Origin of the sequence: Gordonia sp. NPDC058843 (assembly GCF_042743165.1) — a bacterium.
In the GTDB taxonomy this organism is placed as follows: domain Bacteria; phylum Actinomycetota; class Actinomycetes; order Mycobacteriales; family Mycobacteriaceae; genus Gordonia.
In genome coordinates, this window is the sequence record NZ_JBHYNC010000001.1 from 19,843 (window position 1) to 36,117 (window position 16,275).

11 protein-coding genes are annotated in these 16,275 nt (G+C 69.6%); 3 read left to right on the forward strand and 8 right to left on the reverse strand.

Annotated elements, in window-relative coordinates; genetic code table 11:
* Positions 1-106 precede the first annotated feature (106 nt).
* The 4 genes from ACFW3F_RS00095 to aspS form a co-directional block, all read right to left on the reverse strand.
* A complete protein-coding gene (locus ACFW3F_RS00095; RefSeq protein ID WP_388053094.1) occupies positions 107-1,012 on the reverse strand; it encodes a transglutaminase N-terminal domain-containing protein in 906 nt (301 codons plus the stop codon).
* Positions 1,009-3,699 carry a circularly permuted type 2 ATP-grasp protein gene (locus tag ACFW3F_RS00100; RefSeq protein ID WP_388053096.1) on the reverse strand — a complete coding sequence of 897 codons (2,691 nt, stop codon included), beginning with the start codon at positions 3,697-3,699 and terminating at the stop codon, positions 1,009-1,011. The genes ACFW3F_RS00095 and ACFW3F_RS00100 overlap by 4 nt, the downstream gene beginning before the upstream one ends.
* A complete protein-coding gene (locus ACFW3F_RS00105; protein WP_388053098.1) occupies positions 3,696-7,181 on the reverse strand; it encodes a DUF2126 domain-containing protein in 3,486 nt (1,161 codons plus the stop codon). Before ACFW3F_RS00105 ends, ACFW3F_RS00100 begins: the two co-directional genes overlap by 4 nt.
* A 146-nt stretch (positions 7,182-7,327) precedes the next feature.
* Complete coding sequence (aspS, locus tag ACFW3F_RS00110) at positions 7,328-9,145, reverse strand: aspartate--tRNA ligase (protein ID WP_388053099.1); 1,818 nt, start codon at positions 9,143-9,145, stop codon at positions 7,328-7,330.
* A gap of 140 nt (positions 9,146-9,285) precedes the next feature.
* On the opposite strand from aspS, the gene ACFW3F_RS00115 reads away from it, so the two are divergent.
* Positions 9,286-10,143: a neutral zinc metallopeptidase gene (locus ACFW3F_RS00115; RefSeq protein WP_388053101.1), complete on the forward strand. Its 858-nt coding sequence runs from the start codon at positions 9,286-9,288 to the stop codon at positions 10,141-10,143.
* The gene (locus tag ACFW3F_RS00120; RefSeq protein ID WP_388053102.1) at positions 10,140-11,822 is read left to right on the forward strand and encodes a DUF885 domain-containing protein; all 1,683 of its coding nucleotides are present in this window, start codon (positions 10,140-10,142) and stop codon (positions 11,820-11,822) included. Before ACFW3F_RS00115 ends, ACFW3F_RS00120 begins: the two co-directional genes overlap by 4 nt.
* A gap of 63 nt (positions 11,823-11,885) precedes the next feature.
* On the opposite strand, the gene ACFW3F_RS00125 is transcribed toward ACFW3F_RS00120, so the two are convergent.
* Complete coding sequence (locus ACFW3F_RS00125; RefSeq protein WP_388053104.1) at positions 11,886-12,701, reverse strand: SDR family oxidoreductase; 816 nt, start codon at positions 12,699-12,701, stop codon at positions 11,886-11,888.
* Complete coding sequence (locus ACFW3F_RS00130) at positions 12,698-13,393, reverse strand: hypothetical protein (protein WP_388053106.1); 696 nt, start codon at positions 13,391-13,393, stop codon at positions 12,698-12,700. The genes ACFW3F_RS00125 and ACFW3F_RS00130 overlap by 4 nt, the downstream gene beginning before the upstream one ends.
* A gap of 127 nt (positions 13,394-13,520) precedes the next feature.
* On the opposite strand from ACFW3F_RS00130, the gene ACFW3F_RS00135 reads away from it, so the two are divergent.
* A complete protein-coding gene (locus tag ACFW3F_RS00135; protein ID WP_388053108.1) occupies positions 13,521-14,198 on the forward strand; it encodes a TetR/AcrR family transcriptional regulator in 678 nt (225 codons plus the stop codon).
* 3 nt (positions 14,199-14,201) lie between these two features.
* On the opposite strand, the gene hisS is transcribed toward ACFW3F_RS00135, so the two are convergent.
* Positions 14,202-15,467, reverse strand: coding sequence for a histidine--tRNA ligase (gene hisS / locus ACFW3F_RS00140; RefSeq protein ID WP_388053110.1), 1,266 nt, complete (start codon positions 15,465-15,467; stop codon positions 14,202-14,204).
* Positions 15,464-16,204 (reverse strand): MBL fold metallo-hydrolase, encoded by a 741-nt coding sequence (locus ACFW3F_RS00145; protein WP_388053112.1) that lies wholly within the window; start codon positions 16,202-16,204, stop codon positions 15,464-15,466. Before ACFW3F_RS00145 ends, hisS begins: the two co-directional genes overlap by 4 nt.
* Between the last annotated feature and the right edge of the window lie 71 nt (positions 16,205-16,275).

Genomic DNA, 16,275 nt, shown 5'->3' on the forward strand with positions numbered 1-16,275 from the left:
CAGTTCGTTCATCTGTACCACGTTGCGACAGGCGAATCGTCGCACAGATCATCGAAACCACTGCGGAACAACGATTTCGGCAACCAGCCGGCGAACCGTGCCCGGTTCAGCCCGGGGTGGGGCCATCCGCCGGGCTGACGTCCACCGAGACGTCGATACGGCTCTTCGTGGAGTCGGTGTAGATGACCCCGCGCAGGGGCGGCACATCGTCGTAGTCGCGTCCCCACGCCAGCGTGACGTGGCGTTCGTCGACCAGCTTGTCGTTGGTCGGGTCGAAGGGCAGCCATCGGCCGTCGGGCAGCCAGACCGCCGCCCACGCGTGACTGGCATCGGCACCGAAGACCTTCTCCTTGCCGGGGGGCGGCTCGGTCGCGAGATACCCCGACTCGTACCTGGCGGCGAGGCCCTGCGACCGCAGGCAGGCGATCGCGACCCGCGCGAAGTCCTGGCAGACCCCCTCGCGGCGCTGCAGAACGGTGTCGACCCGGGTCGTGATGGCCGTCGACCCCGATCGATAGGTGAAGTCGGCGAAGATCCGCGAGGTGAGATCGGTGACGGCCTCGACCAGCGGGCGGCCGGGGGTGAAGACCCCGGCGGCGTAGTCCCGGACCGCGGCGGTGATCTCCGGCGGGTCGAGATCGAGGACGAACTCGGCGGCCAGGGCACTGTCGCGACCCTCGACCGCGCGCGGGCGCGCCTGCTCCCACGGGACCCGGGCGGCCGGGCTCAGGAGGACGCCCGGGTCCACGGGATCCACCTCGACGACGGACCTCGCGGTGACGGTGAGCTCGCGGTGCGAGGTCCGGACGTGGAAGTAGCTGTCGTGGTTGCCGTAGACGTCGAGCCCCGTCGACCGATCGTCGGGTTCGGGTTCGATCTCCAGCGACGACGAGTGCACCCGCTGGCCGGGTAGGTCGCGCGGCGTCAGGTGGCAGCGCCCGTACGAGGACGACACGTCGTCGTCGTAGGTGTAGGTGGTCCGGTGCATGACGCGGTAGATGCGCGTGCTCACGATTCCCCACCGGCCCAGATCGGTCGCGCCTGGCGCGGGGTGGCGAACCGGGTCCGGGTCAGGAGCTCGGAGAGCTCGCGCGCACCCGCTCGCAGCGTCGTCATCAGTTCGACGAGTTCGGGGCGTCTCCGGTCGGCGTCGACGTGCACGAGGTCGGCGGGATCGCCGCGGCGCAGATCCGCGATCATGTCCTGGACGACGCGTTCGGCGCCGGCCGACCGCAGCGTCTCCGGTACCGAGGACAGGTCTGCGTTCATCCTCTCCAGGCTGAAGATCATCGATCTCGGATTGGTCGGGTCGAACAACAGCAACTCCGCGACGCTGGCCGGTTGGTAGAGACCGCGGTTGCGGCGCCGGTAGATGACCGACGACTCGTTGGCCACCAGGTAGGACTCCAGCAGCGTCTGCTCGACATCGGCGTCCTGCGCGTCGGCGAACATCGCGAGGGTGAGATCGGCGAGGGTGACCGCGCGTTCGATGCGCCGGCCGACATCCATGAACATCCAGCCCGGATCGTGCACCATCGACTCGGCCTGTAGTCCGTTCAGGGCCAGCACGCCGTGCAGGATCTCGTCGTGCGCGCGGGCCAGTTCGGGTCCGAGATCGAGCGCGGCGTCGCCCGCGTCGGCGCGCGATCGGACGACCAGCCGAGTCGTGCTCGCCATGATGCGTTCGACCGGGGCGAGCACCATCCAGGTACTGGTCGACATCTGGTCCCGGACGGCCCGGGCCGCACTGATCAGCCGGTCGACCGAGTACGCGATGGTCCCGGGCACCGACCTCGACACGGTGAGGTCGGCGATCTTCTCGATCGCTTCGTTCACCTGATCGGGCGACGGCGGTCGGTCCGAGCCCGACATCAACAGGTCGGCGGTGTCGAGGTAACGCGCGGTGCCCGTCACCGTGGCGACGGCGTGCAGCAGCAGCGGCACCGCCGGCGTGCCCGACATCCACGGCCGGTACTGGAAGTCCTGATAGCGCTCGCGGGACACCTTGGCCAGGCGGGTCACCAGTTCGGTCCGCTCGCCGTAGCGGCCCAGCCAGAACAGATCGGCCAGGACGCGGGGACTGGCCGCGGCCGCGACGTCGGAGTACTCCCGAGTCACCGGTCGGCCCGCCGCGACGCCCGCGACGACCTCGCCGGCCGGCTCCCCGCGCGTCTCCGAGCGGCGCGACACGTGCCCGCCGACCTCGGTGCTGGTGACCCACACGTCCTTCGCTGCGACCACGTGGTGCGCGGCGCCCTCGACCCCGTCGGCCAGGACGGCACCCAGCCCGCCCGGCATGACCGCGTACCCGGGACCCTGCGCCACGCTGAACGCGCGGACCGACACCGGCGCCGCCCGCAACGCGCCACCGGAACCACTGCCGGGAGTGATCGTCGGGGCCACCGAGAACGCCTCGAGTTCGCGCGCCACCCACTGCCACGTCTGCGTCTCGATCCGGGCGGCGACATCGGCTCGGTCGTCCGCGGCGAGGAGCGGACCGATGAACTCCTCCCCCGTGCACGTGTTGGTCAACACCAGTGAGGTCAGTCGGTCACGGATCAGGCTGCGCTGCAGCGGATCTCCCGCCCAGTAGGTGGTGACCGAACCCAGCCGCAGGTCTTCGTCGAGCAGGACGGGTGCGAGGCGCTCCAACACGGTGTGCAGGGCCGGGTTCTCCAACACTCCCGAACCGAGGGTGTTGACGACCGTCACCGTGCCGCGCGAGATCGCCTCGACCAGCCCGGCGACGCCGAGTTGGGAGTCCGTGCGCAGGTCCAGCGGGTCGGCGTAGGCGGCGTCGACACGTCGCAACAACACGTCCACCCGCTTGTACCGACCCAGCGATCGCATGTAGACCGCGCCGTCGCGGACCGTGAGGTCGGCGCCCTCGACGAGGGGGAAGCCCAGAACAGAGGCGAGATACGCCTGATCGAAAGCGGTCTCGGACATGCTGCCGGGACTGAGGACCGCCACCGTCGGGTCGTCGACCCCCGGCGGCGCGTACTCGGTGAGCGCCAGCCGCATCGTCCCGGCGAAGTTGGCCATCGGCCGGGGCGCGCACGCCTGGAACTGCTGCGGAAACGTCTTCGACATCAGGCGTCGCCCGACGATCGCGTAACCGATCCCCGACGGTGCCTGCGTGCGATCGCGGTAGGCGACGAAGTCGCCGTCGGCGGTGCGGGAGATGTCGACCCCATGCAGGAACAGCGCATGGGGTCCGGCGACCTCCAGGCGCGCGGCCTTGCGGATGTACCCCGGATGACCGAAGACCATCTCGGGTGCCACGAGCCCGGCGGCGATCGTCTTCTGATCGCGGTAGAGATCGCGCAGCAGCAGGTCGAGCAGCATCGACCGCTGTGTGATGGCCTTCTCCAGGTCGGCCCACTCGACGCCGTCGACGACCAGCGGTACCGCGTCGACCTCCCAGTCACGGGTGACGGTCTCGTGTCCGTCGAACTCGTTGTAGACCACACCGTCGTCGCTGACCGCGGCGGCCAGTCGGGCCGCGGAACCCCGCAACCGGTCCTGGCCGCGCAGATTGTAGATCCGGGCCAGATCCGTCCAGGCCGGGCGAATCGCGCCGTCGGGTTCCAGGAGTTCGTCGTAGACGACGAGCGGGCGGTTCGGATCGAGGAGACCGTGGCCCTCGGCACGGTAGCGGTCGAACACCGCGGAACCGTTACCCGGCGAAGAGGTCACCGGAGAACTGTACGTGCCCGCCGGAGGTCGAGAATCCCGGGGACCCCGAAGTCGATGGCCTGCCGGGACTGTCGCTCACGCAACAGTCCGACGTCGACCGTGCCGGTGGTGTGTCCGGCGGCCTCGAACCGCCCGTTGCGCCTCGACTCGGCCTCGACCGCGTTGACCGGCGGACGATCGTAGGCGCGCCCGCCGGGATGCACGACGTGATAGGTGGCGCCACCCACCGACCGACTGTTGACGGTGTCGATCAGGTCGAAGGTCAGTGGGGTGTCGATGGTGATCGTCGGATGCAGCGAGCTCGGCGGCTGCCAGGCCCGGAAACGGATGCCGGCGACGCGCTCCCCGGTGCGCCCCGTGGCACGGAGCGGGATCGGGAAACCGTTGCAGGTCAATAGGTAACGATCATCCTCGCCGCCCAGGACGCGCACCTGAACGCGCTCGACCGAGGAGTCCACGTACCGGGCGGTGCCGGTTCCGGTCGACTCCTCCCCCAGCGTGTTCCACGGCTCGATGGCACTGCGCAGCTCGATCTCCTGGTCCCGGATCTGCACGGTCCCCAGACGTGGGAACCGGAACTCGGTGAACGGGTCCAGCCACGCGGTCTCGAACGGATAGCCGGCCTCGCGAAGCTCCTCGGCGACCAGCGCGATGTCGGCGATCACGTAGTGCGGTAACAGATGTTTGCCGTGCAGGTCACTGCCGTGGCGGATCAGCCGGGCCCGGTAGGGCTTCTCCCAGAACCACGACACCAGGCTGCGCACGAGGAGCGACTGCACCATCGCCATCCGGTGGTGCGGCGGCATCTCGAACGCGCGCAGTTCCAGCAGACCCAGCCGGCCGCGCACCGAGTCGGGACTGTAGAGCTTGTCGATGCAGAACTCGGCCCGGTGGGTGTTGCCCGTGATGTCGGTCAGCAGGTGCCGCAGCGCCCGGTCGGTGACCCAGGGATTGGGCGGCGCCCCGTCGAGTCGCCCGCCGCCCGCGTCCGTGGCCGCGAGCCGATCGATCTCGGCAAAGGCGATCTCCAGTTCGTAGAGCGCCGACTCACGACCCTCGTCCGCGCGCGGTGCCTGCGACGTGGTGCCGATGAACCGCCCGGAGAACAGGTACGACAGCGCCGGGTGACGCTGCCAGTAGGTCAGCATCGACACCAGCAGGTCCGGGCGGCGCAACATCGGCGAATCGGCGGGTGTGACGCCGCCGAGGGTGATGTGGTTTCCGCCGCCGGTACCGCCGTGGCTGCCGTCGAGATCGAAGCTCTCGGTGCCCAGCCGCACGTGTCGCGCATGGTCGTACAGCGACTCGAGCAGCTCGGACTGCTCGGCGAAACCGGCCGTCGGCTGGATGTTGACCTCGACGACACCCGGATCCGGGGTCACCGACAGCGAGACGAGCCGCGCATCGGCAGGCGGTCCGTACCCCTCGACGACGACCGGCGTCGACGTGGCGGCCGCGGCGTCCTCGACGAGTTCGATGATCGCGAGGTATTCCTCGAGGGTCGACGTCGGCGGCATGAACATGTGGACCACGCCACCGCGCACCTCGGCGACGAGGGCCGTCCGGGGCAGGAACTGCGCGGGGTCCACCTCGCGCACGGCGTGACCCAAGGCCGCCGCCGGGTCGGCCGGCAGATCCTCTCGGCGTGCGGTCGGATCGGCCTCGAAGAGCGTCGGCGCGGGACCCCACGACAGCGAGTTGAGCGGCAGACGCAGCCCGGCCGGCGAGGTGCCGGGGGTGAGCACGATGCGCCCGCGCCGGGTCGTCCACACCGCACTCTGCCAGGCGGTCCGGTCCTCCGAGCGACTCAACGGCAACAGGTGCGCGCTCGGCTCGGTGACGGCGGCGTCGAGCCGGGCGATCAGTGCTCGCCTGCGCCGGACGGAATCCGTTGCCGGCGCCAGACTCTCGTCGTCCGCACCGTCCTCGGAATCGGCATCGACGGCGATCTCGGCCTGCGCGAAGGCACGCGCGGTGGGCAGGGTGGGGTCGGTCCCGGGGTCCCCGGGCGGCATCGCGGCGAGTTCACGCATCCGCACCAGCGGGTCCTCGTAGGCCGGCACGACCTGGCCGGCGGGGAGCCCGAGCGCCTCGGCGAACGCGGTGAGCAGTTGCCGCGCCCGGCCGGCGTCGCCGGGGTTCTGCGGGTCCGGCCCGTTCGTCTCGGTCTCGATGGCGGCCGCGCACTGCTCCAGCGTCACCCACGGGTCGGCGAGCCACTGCGAGTCGCGCCAGATCGGCAGACCGTCGCTGCGCCACATCAGTTCGAGCTGCCAACGCGGGAGCGGTTCGCCGGGATACCACTTGCCCTGGCTGCGCCGGATGAGACCGCCCGGCGCGTACGCCGTCTTCAGACGATCTGCCAGCCGCCCGGCCAGCAACCGCTTGTGCGGACCGTCCGCGGCCGTGCGCCACTCCGGGTCCGTCTGGTTGTCGATGGACACGAACGTCGGTTCGCCACCCATCGTCAGGCGCACGTCGTTGCGTTCCATCCGCTCGTCGACCAGGGCGCCGAGGTCGGTGACCCGGCCCCACTGTTCCGGGGTGTAGGGCAGGGTGACGCGCGGGTCCTCGTGGAACCGGGTGACCGTGTTGGTGAAATCCAGTGTGGCGTGGCACGGACCGGTCGAACCGGTGATCGGCGCGGCGCCGACCGGATGCGGGGTGGCCGCCAGTGGGATGTGCCCCTCACCGGCGAAGAGGCCCGACGTCGGGTCCAGGCCCACCCAGCCGGCCCCGGGGAGGTACACCTCGGTCCAGGCATGCAGGTCGGTGAAGTCGGCGTCGGGACCCGACGGACCGTCGAGAGACTTCACGTCGGAGGTCAGCTGGACGAGGTAGCCGGAGACGAAACGCGCCGCAAACCCGAGCTCGCGGAGCAGGGCGACCAGCAACCAGGCCGAGTCCCGGCAGGAGCCGATGGCGCTGGAGAGCGTGTACTCCGGCGACTGCACGCCCGCCTCGAGACGCACCGTGTAACCGACGGCGTCACGCACCGCGGCGTTGAGGCGCACAAGGAAGTCGATGACCCGCATGCGACCGGCGGGCCGATGCTTCGACGCGAACTTCGCGATCTCCGGATGGACTGGTGCACCGGCGAATTCACCTTCGGTGACACCGGCGGGCCGAAGGAAGATCTCGAGATCGCGCCGGAGCTCGGCGGGATAGGAGAACCCGTAGAACTCGGCCCACTCCTCGATGAAGAAGTCGAACGGATTGATCGCGGTGAGGTCTGCGACCAGGCTCACGGTGATCCCGAGGGTGGCCGAGGGCTCCGGGAACACCAGGCGCGCCAGGTAATTGCTGAACGCGTCCTGCTGCCAGTTCAGGAAGTGTGCACCGGGCTCGACGTCGAGCGAATAGGCCTCGATGGGGGTGCGCGAATGCGGCGCCGGACGCAGGCGGACGACGTGCGGGTAGATCTTGGTCGGCCGGTCGAACGAGTACACCGTCCGGTGTTCGAGGGCGACCTTGATCGTCATGGAGGAGATCTCATCACAGAAGGCCGGCAGCCGCCGGGTGGCGAGCGCCCCGTCCGATTCGCGGTGGCCCAACTCACGTTCGGCCACCGCTTTTCGGCTCAGTCCGACGCGCTACCGGCGTCCTTCTCTTCAGAACCCTTCGGCTCTTAGTCCTTCTGGTCTGGATACTTCTGGTCTGAATCCTTCTGGTCGGCGCCGCCCCGGGGTGCGGCCTTGGCATCGATCCCCGATTCCTTGCGCTGCTGCGGGGTGATCGCCGCCGGTGCGTCGGTCAGCGGGTCGACGCCGCCACCCGACTTCGGGAAGGCGATCACCTCACGGATGGACGACTCCCCGGCGAGCAGCGCGGTGATGCGGTCCCAGCCGAAGGCGATGCCGCCGTGCGGCGGCGCACCGAAGGCGAAGGCGTCGAGCAGGAAGCCGAACTTCTCCTGCGCCTCGTCGTGGCCGATACCCATGATCTCGAAGACGCGCTCCTGCACGTCTCGGCGATGGATACGGATGGATCCGCCGCCGATCTCGTTGCCGTTGCACACGATGTCGTACGCGTAGGCCAGGGCGGAGCCGGGATCGGATTCGAGAGCGTCGATCGACTCCGGCTTGGGTGAGGTGAAGGCGTGGTGAACCGCGGTCCAGGCCGAATGCCCCAGTGCGACATCGCCGGACGCGGTCGCGTCGGCGGCCGGTTCGAACATCGGCGCATCCACGATCCAGGTGAACGCCCAGTCATCCGGCTTGATCAAACCGAGCTTCGAGGCGATCTCGCCACGGGCTGCGCCGAGTAGCGCGCGGGTCGACTTCACATCTCCCGCACCGAAGAACACGCAGTCGCCCGGTTGCGCCCCGACGTGGGCGGCCAGACCGGATCGTTCCTCCTCGGACAGGTTCTTGGCGACCGGTCCGCTGAGGGTGCCGTCCTCGGCGATCAGCACGTACGCCAGGCCGCGCGCACCGCGCTGCTTCGCCCATTCCTGCCATGCGTCGAGCTGGCGACGCGGCTGCGACGCTCCCCCGGGCATGACCACGGCACCCACGTACGGGGCCTGGAAGACCCGGAACGGGGTGTTCGCGAAGTACTCCGCGCACTCGACCAGCTCGATACCGAAGCGCAGATCCGGTTTGTCCGAACCGAATCGGCGCATCGCGTCGGCGTAGGTCATCCGCGGGATCGGGGTCGCGATGTCGACGCCGATGAGCTTCCACAAGGCGGTCAGGACCTCTTCGGCGACCGCGATGACGTCATCCTGGTCGACGAAGCTCATCTCGATGTCGAGCTGGGTGAACTCGGGCTGCCGGTCGGCGCGGAAATCCTCGTCCCGGTAGCAGCGCGCGATCTGGTAGTAGCGCTCCATACCTGCGACCATCAGCAGCTGCTTGAACAGCTGCGGGCTCTGCGGAAGCGCGTAGAACGTGCCGGGCTGCAGGCGCGCGGGTACCAGGAAGTCGCGTGCGCCCTCGGGCGTGGACCGGGTCAGCGTGGGCGTCTCGATCTCGGTGAAGTCGTGTGCGGCGAGCACTCCGCGCGCAGCCGCGTTGGCCTTCGAGCGCAGACGGAGCGCCGCACTGGGACCCTCCCGCCGGAGGTCGAGGTAGCGGTGGCGCAGGCGCGCCTCCTCGCCCGGCGACTCGTCGAGCTGGAACGGCAGGGGCGCCGATTCGTTGAGGACCTCGAGCTCGACGGCGTTGATCTCGATCTCACCGGAGCTCAGGTTCGGGTTCTCGCTGCCCTGCGGACGCACCTCGACGACACCGGTCACGGCGACGCAGTACTCGGCGCGCAACCGGTGCGCGGCCGCGGCGACCGCTTCGTCCCGGAACACCACCTGGACCAGCCCGGTCGAGTCACGCAGGTCGATGAAGACCACGCCACCGTGATCACGCCGGCGTGCGACCCACCCGGCGACGGTGACGGTCTGCGACGCGTCGGCGCGGCGCAGCGAACCTGCGGAATGCGTGCGGAGCACTGAGAATCCTTCCAGGAGTCGAAAGCGGCCGGCAGAAACGCAGACCAGGTGTCCATGGTGCCGTATCCGCGCCCCAGGGCGTCAATCGCATACCTCCGCGACCGCGCCGAGGCGGGTGCCGATCGTGCCAGAATGGCCGCGTGACCTTCCAAGGCAGCGGATCGATCGACACCGGCAACGTATCCGGCGGTGGCGGAGGCGGCGGGGGACGCATCGCGCTGGGCGGTGGCGCCGGACTCCTCATCACGATCGTCGCGCTGTTCTTCGGTGTGAACCCCGGCGACCTGCTCGGCTCCGGCGGTACGGCAGCCGGAACCTCGTCCGACGCCGCCCAGATCCAGCAGCAACTGGACGAGTGCACCTACGAGATGGCCAACGAGAACACGATCTGCCGGATCAAGGCCACCACCGTGAGCGTCGACTCGGTGTGGTCGGATCTGTGGTCCGAGTACCAGCCGCCGCAGACGGTCATCTTCGCCGACGCGGTGAACACCGGCTGCGGGTCGGCCAGTTCGGCGACCGGCCCGTTCTACTGCCCCGCCGACTCGACGGCGTATTTCGATCCGACGTTCTTCACCCAGCTCCGCCGCATGGGCGGCAGCGACGGAGCCCTCGCGCAGGAGTACGTCGTGGCCCACGAGTACGGGCATCACATCCAGAACCTCACCGGTGCGCTCGCCAAGGGCCAACGGATGGGCTCGCAGGGACCTCGATCGGGTTCGGTCCGGGTCGAATTGCAGGCTGACTGTCTCGCCGGGGTGTGGGCCCATCACGCCGACGACGGTCCCGACGCCCTACTCGCACCCATCACCGAGGAACAGATCGCGACCGTGATCCAGACCGCGAAGGCCATCGGCGACGACACCATCCAGGGCGCGGGTTCCAATCCGGAGGGCTGGACCCACGGTTCGGCCGCACAGCGGACGCGCTGGTTCACCATCGGCTACCAGGCCGGCGACCCGGATCGCTGCGACACGTTCGCCACCGACGACCTGTGAACGCCACCGACCCCGCCGGCACCTCCGGCCTCCGCCGGCCCACCGCCGTCGACGCGATCGCCGACGCCCACCTGGATCGGCTGTGTGCGCTCGATCCCCTCGTCGCCACCGAGATAGGCCACGGCGAGCACGACGACAAGCTGACCGACTTCTCCGCCCAGGCCTGTGCCGAGCGCGCCGAGGTCGCGGCCGGCACCGTGTCCGCGCTGGCCGCGGCCGAGGTCGCCGACGCCATCGACCGCGTCACCGTCGCCACCATGAGTGCCTCGCTTCGCCGTGCACTCGCGCTCGCCGAGGCCGGCGAGCACATCGGCGACTGCAACGTCATCGCCTCCCCGCTGCAAGCGCTGCGCGACGTCTTCGACCTCATGCCCACCGACACGCGTGAGCAGCGTGAGGTCTTCCTGTCCCGGCTCACCGCCGTCCCCGCCGCCCTCACCGGGGTCGTCGACGGTCTCGCGCATCGGTTGCGCCATGGTCCCGCGCTCGCCCGACGGCAGGTGGAGGCGGTCGCCAGGCAATCGGAGTCCGCGGCCGACGCCATCGGCGGCAACACCGCGTCGATCGCGGCCGACTCCGCGCTGGCGGGCACCCTCGCCACCGCGCTCGATGCCGCCCGCACCGCCTTCGGGACCTTCGCCCACTATCTGCGCACCGAGGTCATCGGTCAGGCCCTCGACGACGACGCCGTCGGCCGCGACCGGTATCTGCTGCACCTCCCGGCCCACCTCGGTGCCGACGCCGACCCCGACGACGCGTATGCGTGGGCGATGACCCGGCTGCAGCAGATCGTCGCCGAACAGCAGGAGATCGCCGAAGGACTCCTCCCCGGTCAGGGCGTCGCGGCCACGCTCGGATGGCTGGACCGCCAGCCGCAGTATCAGATCCACGACCGCGCCGAGTTCGTCGGCTGGATGCAGGCGACCTCCGACGCTGCGGTCGCCGGTCTCGGGGGCACCCACTTCGATATCCCGGCGCGGTTGTCCCGCCTGGAATGCCGGCTCGCCCCGTCGTCGACCGGGATCATCTACTACACCCAGCCCAGTGCCGACCTGTCCCGGCCCGGTCGCATGTGGTGGGCGGTGCCCGACGACCAGACCGTCTTCCACACGTGGCAGGAGAAGACGACCGTCTACCACGAAGGCGTTCCCGGGCATCATCTCCAGCTCGGATCGGCGATCGTCGATCCCGACCTCAATTCGTGGCGCAAACTCGCCTCGTTCACCTCCGGGCACGGCGAGGGCTGGGCCCTCTACGCCGAGCGTCTGATGGACGAGCTCGGCTGGCTCGAGGACCCGGGCGATCGCATGGGCATGCTCGACTCCCAGCGTCTGCGCGCGGCCCGGGTCGTGGTCGACATCGGCGTCCACTGCCGGCTGCCCGCGCCCGAGTCCCTCGGCGGTGGGATCTGGGACGCCGACAAGGCCTGGACGTTCCTCACCTCATCGGTGGCGATGGACCACTCGGTGTTGCGGTTCGAACTCGACCGCTACCTCGGCTGGCCCGGGCAGGCCCCCTCGTACGCCCTCGGCCAGCGCGTCTGGGAGCAGACGCGAACCGCCGCGCTGCGCCTGCACCCCGACTGGACCCTCAAGGACTTCCATTCGCGCGCACTGGCTCTCGGCGGCGTCTCGCTCGACGTCCTGGCGGCCGAGGTGGCCGGCCACCCCGTCGGCTGAGTGGCCGGCCACCCCGTCGGCTGAGTGGCCGGCCGCCCTGTCGGGTGAGGTGGCCGGCACCGGTCAGGACGCCCGGCTGCGATCCAGATAGGCCTGGCGCCCGGCCGGATCGAAGGCGCCGTAGTCCGCTCCTCCGACAAAGCGCTTGAGTCGCCACATGATCGTGGACGGGATGAGTTCCTCGAAGACACCGATCGGGGCCAGATAGCGCGGCACGGTCACCTCGCCCCGGGCGTGGTCGACACTGGCGAGGATCGCGGCGGCCACGTCTTCGGGTTCGAGGGTGGGCTGCAATCTCAACCGGACGCCTGCGGTCAGGTCGGTGTGCGTGGCCGCGGGCAGGATCGTCGTCATCGTGACGCCCGTTCCCGCCAGCTCGGCCCGCACGGCCTTGGAGAACGCGACCACGCCGAATTTCGAGGCGCAGTAGGTCGCGATCCCCGGGGTGGTGACCTTGCCCGCCATCGAGGACACGTTGACGATGTGCCCGCGCCGACGCTCGATCATCCCGGGCAGGACGAGGTGGGTGCCCGTGACGACGGCCCCGAGGTTGATCGCCAGCTCGCGCTGCAACCCGGCGAGGTCCTGGTCGATCAGCCGCCCCATGTGTTGAATCCCCGCGTTGTTGACGAGCATGTCGATCGGTCCCGAGGATGCCGCGGCGTCGACGAAGGCGGCGAAGGAGTCGACATCGGTGACGTCGAGGTGGACCGCGTGCGCCCGACGCCCGAGTCGATCCGCGGTGGCGGTGGCCGCGTCGATGTCGCGGTCGCCGATCCAGACGGTCGCCCCCCGTTGGACGAGGGCCGTTGCCGTGGCGGCGCCGATGCCCCGGGCTCCCCCGGTGACGCACACCCGGGCTCCCTGGAGTGCGATCACAGCGGGCTGCCGATCGGGTGGCGCAGCGCGAAGTACGCGATCAGCCGGATCTCGCCGCTGCTGCGGAAGAGCAGCGCCCGCCCGAGGTACACACCCGGGACGAGTTCGACGATCTCGTCGCGCGTCTTGCGGATCGGGAACGTGCGCACTCCCGGGTTCTTGTACTTCGGCACCCCGTAGTCGAGTGCGCGCACCCGCACCTTCGGTTCGATGAGTCCGAGGCTCGGCTCGTGGTCGAAATGGAATCCCTCCATCTCACGGTCGACCCGGCGGAGGCCGAGGTAGCCGGCCGTGATGATCGGCATCACCAGGCCTGCGATCGGCGACAACCGGTTGAGGCCCGTGCCGGAACGCTGGTCGAAGGACTTGCCCCGCCAGGTCGGATCGATCTTCATCAGCGGGTTGGCGAGCGCCGCCTCGGGGATCCCGAACAGCTTGCCGACGATCAGGCCCTCGAGCTTGCCGTCGAGGCCCTGCGGATCGGTTCCGGCACCGAAGAGCGTCGACAGCGCTTCCCGGTCGTCCCGTCCACCGACCTCGCGGAGGTAGTCCCATGCCTCGCTCCGCGCCCGATTGGGGCTGTGGTCGGCGAGGGTTCGCAGCTCCGCGAGCATCGACAGTTCGGTCGGGCCGTCCTGCTCGGCGCCCGACGCGGGGCGGATCTGATCGGCGGTGTTCAACTCCGCGGTCATCACGTCTCCAATCTGGCACCATTCTGTGCCACTTAATGTGGTACGAAAATGTGCCAGATTGACCCCGGCCTGTCAACACCGTCTGTCGACGGCCGCCGGTGTCCGGCGGGATGGAAGGATGGGGCCGGTGAGTTCGACCAGCACTGACCGCAGCTACGGCGGTGAATCCGCGTCCGGGCGGACCGCGCGGCGGCGCGCCGCCCTCGTCGATGCCGCGGCGACGGTGATGTCCGACGGCCGATGGCGGGCCGCCACCGTCGCGGGCCTCTGCACCGACGCACAGCTCAACAAGCGCTATTTCTACGAGAGTTTTCCCGACCTCGACGCCTTGGCCGACGCGGTCATCGACGACATCTCCGGCGAGGTGGTGGAGGCGGCCATCGGCGCCTACCTCGGTCTACTGGACCGGTCGCTCTCCGAACAGGCCCGCGGTGCCGTCGACGCCGTCGTCGGGGTTCTCGGCACCGACCGGCGTAAGGCACGGATCCTGCTGGGCGGGGCGGCCGGGACACCCGCCGCGGATGAGCGACGCACCGAGGCGATGACCGGACTCACCGCCGTTCTGATCGAGCACGCCCGCACCATCCACGACGTCGAACTCGAGGCCGACTCACTGGCCCGGACCGCCCCGGCCTTCGTGATCGGTGGCAGTGCTCAGGCGATCCTCGCATGGGCGGAGGGGACACTGCCGGTCTCCCGGGCCGATCTGGTCGACGACATCAGCGCCCTGTGGCTCGCGCTCGGCACCGCGGCCAGCGAGCTCGCCCGCTCACGCCTGGAGTCCGGCACCCACGGGGTGGAGTGAGTCTCAGCCCAGGAGGCGACGGACTTCGGCGACGACGTCGTCGAGAGCCACCCGGTGCTGCTCACCGTTGCTCAGGTCCTTGATCTCCAACTGCCGCTCGGCGAGTTCGTTCTCCCCCAGGACCAGGGCCAGACGCGCACCCGATCGGTCGGCCGCCTTCATCGCACCCTTGAGCCCGCGATCGCCGTATGCGAGGTCGACGCTGATGCCTTCGGCGCGCAGAGCGCCTGCGACACCGACGAGTTCGGCCTTGGCCGCCAGGCCGAGCGGCACCCCGAAGACCTGGCAGCGGGCCGCTTCGGTGCCGGCGACACCCTCGGCCTCCAGCGCGAGCATGGTGCGATCGACGCCGATTCCGAACCCGATGCCGGACAGGTCCTGCTTCGCCCCGAGCTGCCGCATGAGGCCGTCGTACCGGCCGCCCCCGCCGATGCCCGACTGCGCACCGAGACCGTCGTGGACGAACTCGAAGGTGGTCTTCGTGTAGTAATCCAGGCCGCGGACCAGACGCGGATTGATCTCGTAGACGACCCCGAGCCGGTCGAGGTGAGCGAGGACGAGATCGAAGTGCGCCTTGGCATCGTCGGACAGGTAGTCGATGAGCAACGGTGCATCCGCCGTCGCCGCCTTGATCTCCGGACGCTTGTCATCGAGGACCCGCAGCGGGTTGATCTCGGCGCGCATCCGCGTCGCCTCGTCGAGGTCGAGCTTGAACAGGAACTCCTGCAACGCCTCTCGATAGCGCGGCCGGCTCTCATCGTCACCCAGCGAGGTGACCTCGAGGCGGAATCCGGTCAGTCCGAGACGCCGGTATCCCTCGTCGGCGATCGCGATGACCTCGGCGTCGAGTGCCGGGTCGTCGACGCCGATCGCCTCGACCCCGACCTGCTGCAGCTGTCGGTACCGACCGGTCTGCGGCTTCTCGTAGCGGAAGAACGGCCCGGCATAGCAGACCTTGACCGGCAGCTGACCGCGGTCGAGACCGTGCTGGATGACCGCGCGCACCACTCCCGCGGTGCCCTCGGGACGCAGCGTCACCGAACGGTCGCCGCGGTCGGCGAAGGTGTACATCTCCTTGCTCACCACATCGGTCGACTCGCCGACACCTCGGGCGAACAGCGCCGTGTCCTCGAACACCGGTAGCTCGATGTGGCCGTAGCCGGCGCGGCGCGCGGCGTCGGTGAGCGTGTCCCGAACCCTTCGGAAATCCGCCGAGTTCGGCGGGAAGTAGTCCGGGATGCCCCGAGGGGCCTGAAATGCTCCGCTCACAGTCCGTGTCGTCCCTTCGGTCGCGCGCTCTGGTGCTCGAGGCCGGCCAGGAAGGGATTGCTCGCGCTCTCCTGACCGATCGTGGTCTGGGGTCCGTGCCCGGGCAGCACCAGTGTCTCCGCGGGCAGCGGCAACAGCTTCGCCGCTATCGAGTCGAGCAGCTGCTGATGGTTGCCACCCGGCAGATCCGTCCGTCCGATCGACCCGGCAAAGAGTACGTCACCGGAGAAGCAGACTCCGACCACCGCGGGCGTGTCGGGTCCGGCCTGTTCCCGGGTCCCGTCCGGCACGTCGACCTCGACGCCGAGCAGCACCGAGCCCTGCGTGTGTCCGGGCGCGAGGTCGACCGAGAACGAGACCCCCGCGAGCTCCACCGGCTCACCGTCGGCGAATTCGATCACCTTCTCCGGCTCGGTGAACACCTCGTCGCCGATCATCGCGCCCAGCGCACGGCCGATGCCCAGACCGGGATCGGCGAGCATCGGGCGGTCCGCGGCATGGATGTAGGCCGGAATCGAGTACTCATCGCAGAGCTGGGTCGCGTTCCAGGTGTGGTCGAGGTGACCATGCGTGAGGAGAACCGCCACCGGGGTGAGGTCGTGTTCGGCGAGCAATTCGCGGACCCGCGGGGCAGCGTCCTGCCCGGGATCGATGATCACCGCGTCCGACCCCGCCTCGGCGGCGACGATGTAGCAGTTCGTCTGGAACATCCCGGCGGGGAATCCGGTGATGAGCATGATGCTCCTCGGGTCGGCACGGACAGGACGACGCGCACACGTCGACGTCCATTGTTGCGTAGGCGGCCTGG

What these genes read in the sequence shown, in the direction of transcription:
- ACFW3F_RS00105 (WP_388053098.1), bottom strand. Translation starts at nt 7,181, where the DNA reads ATGACGATCAAGGTCGCCCTCGAACACCGGACGGTGTACTCGTTCGAC.
- ACFW3F_RS00130 (WP_388053106.1), bottom strand. Translation starts at nt 13,393, where the DNA reads ATGACCGCGGAGTTGAACACCGCCGATCAGATCCGCCCCGCGTCGGGC.
- ACFW3F_RS00145 (WP_388053112.1), bottom strand. Translation starts at nt 16,204, where the DNA reads ATGCTCATCACCGGATTCCCCGCCGGGATGTTCCAGACGAACTGCTAC.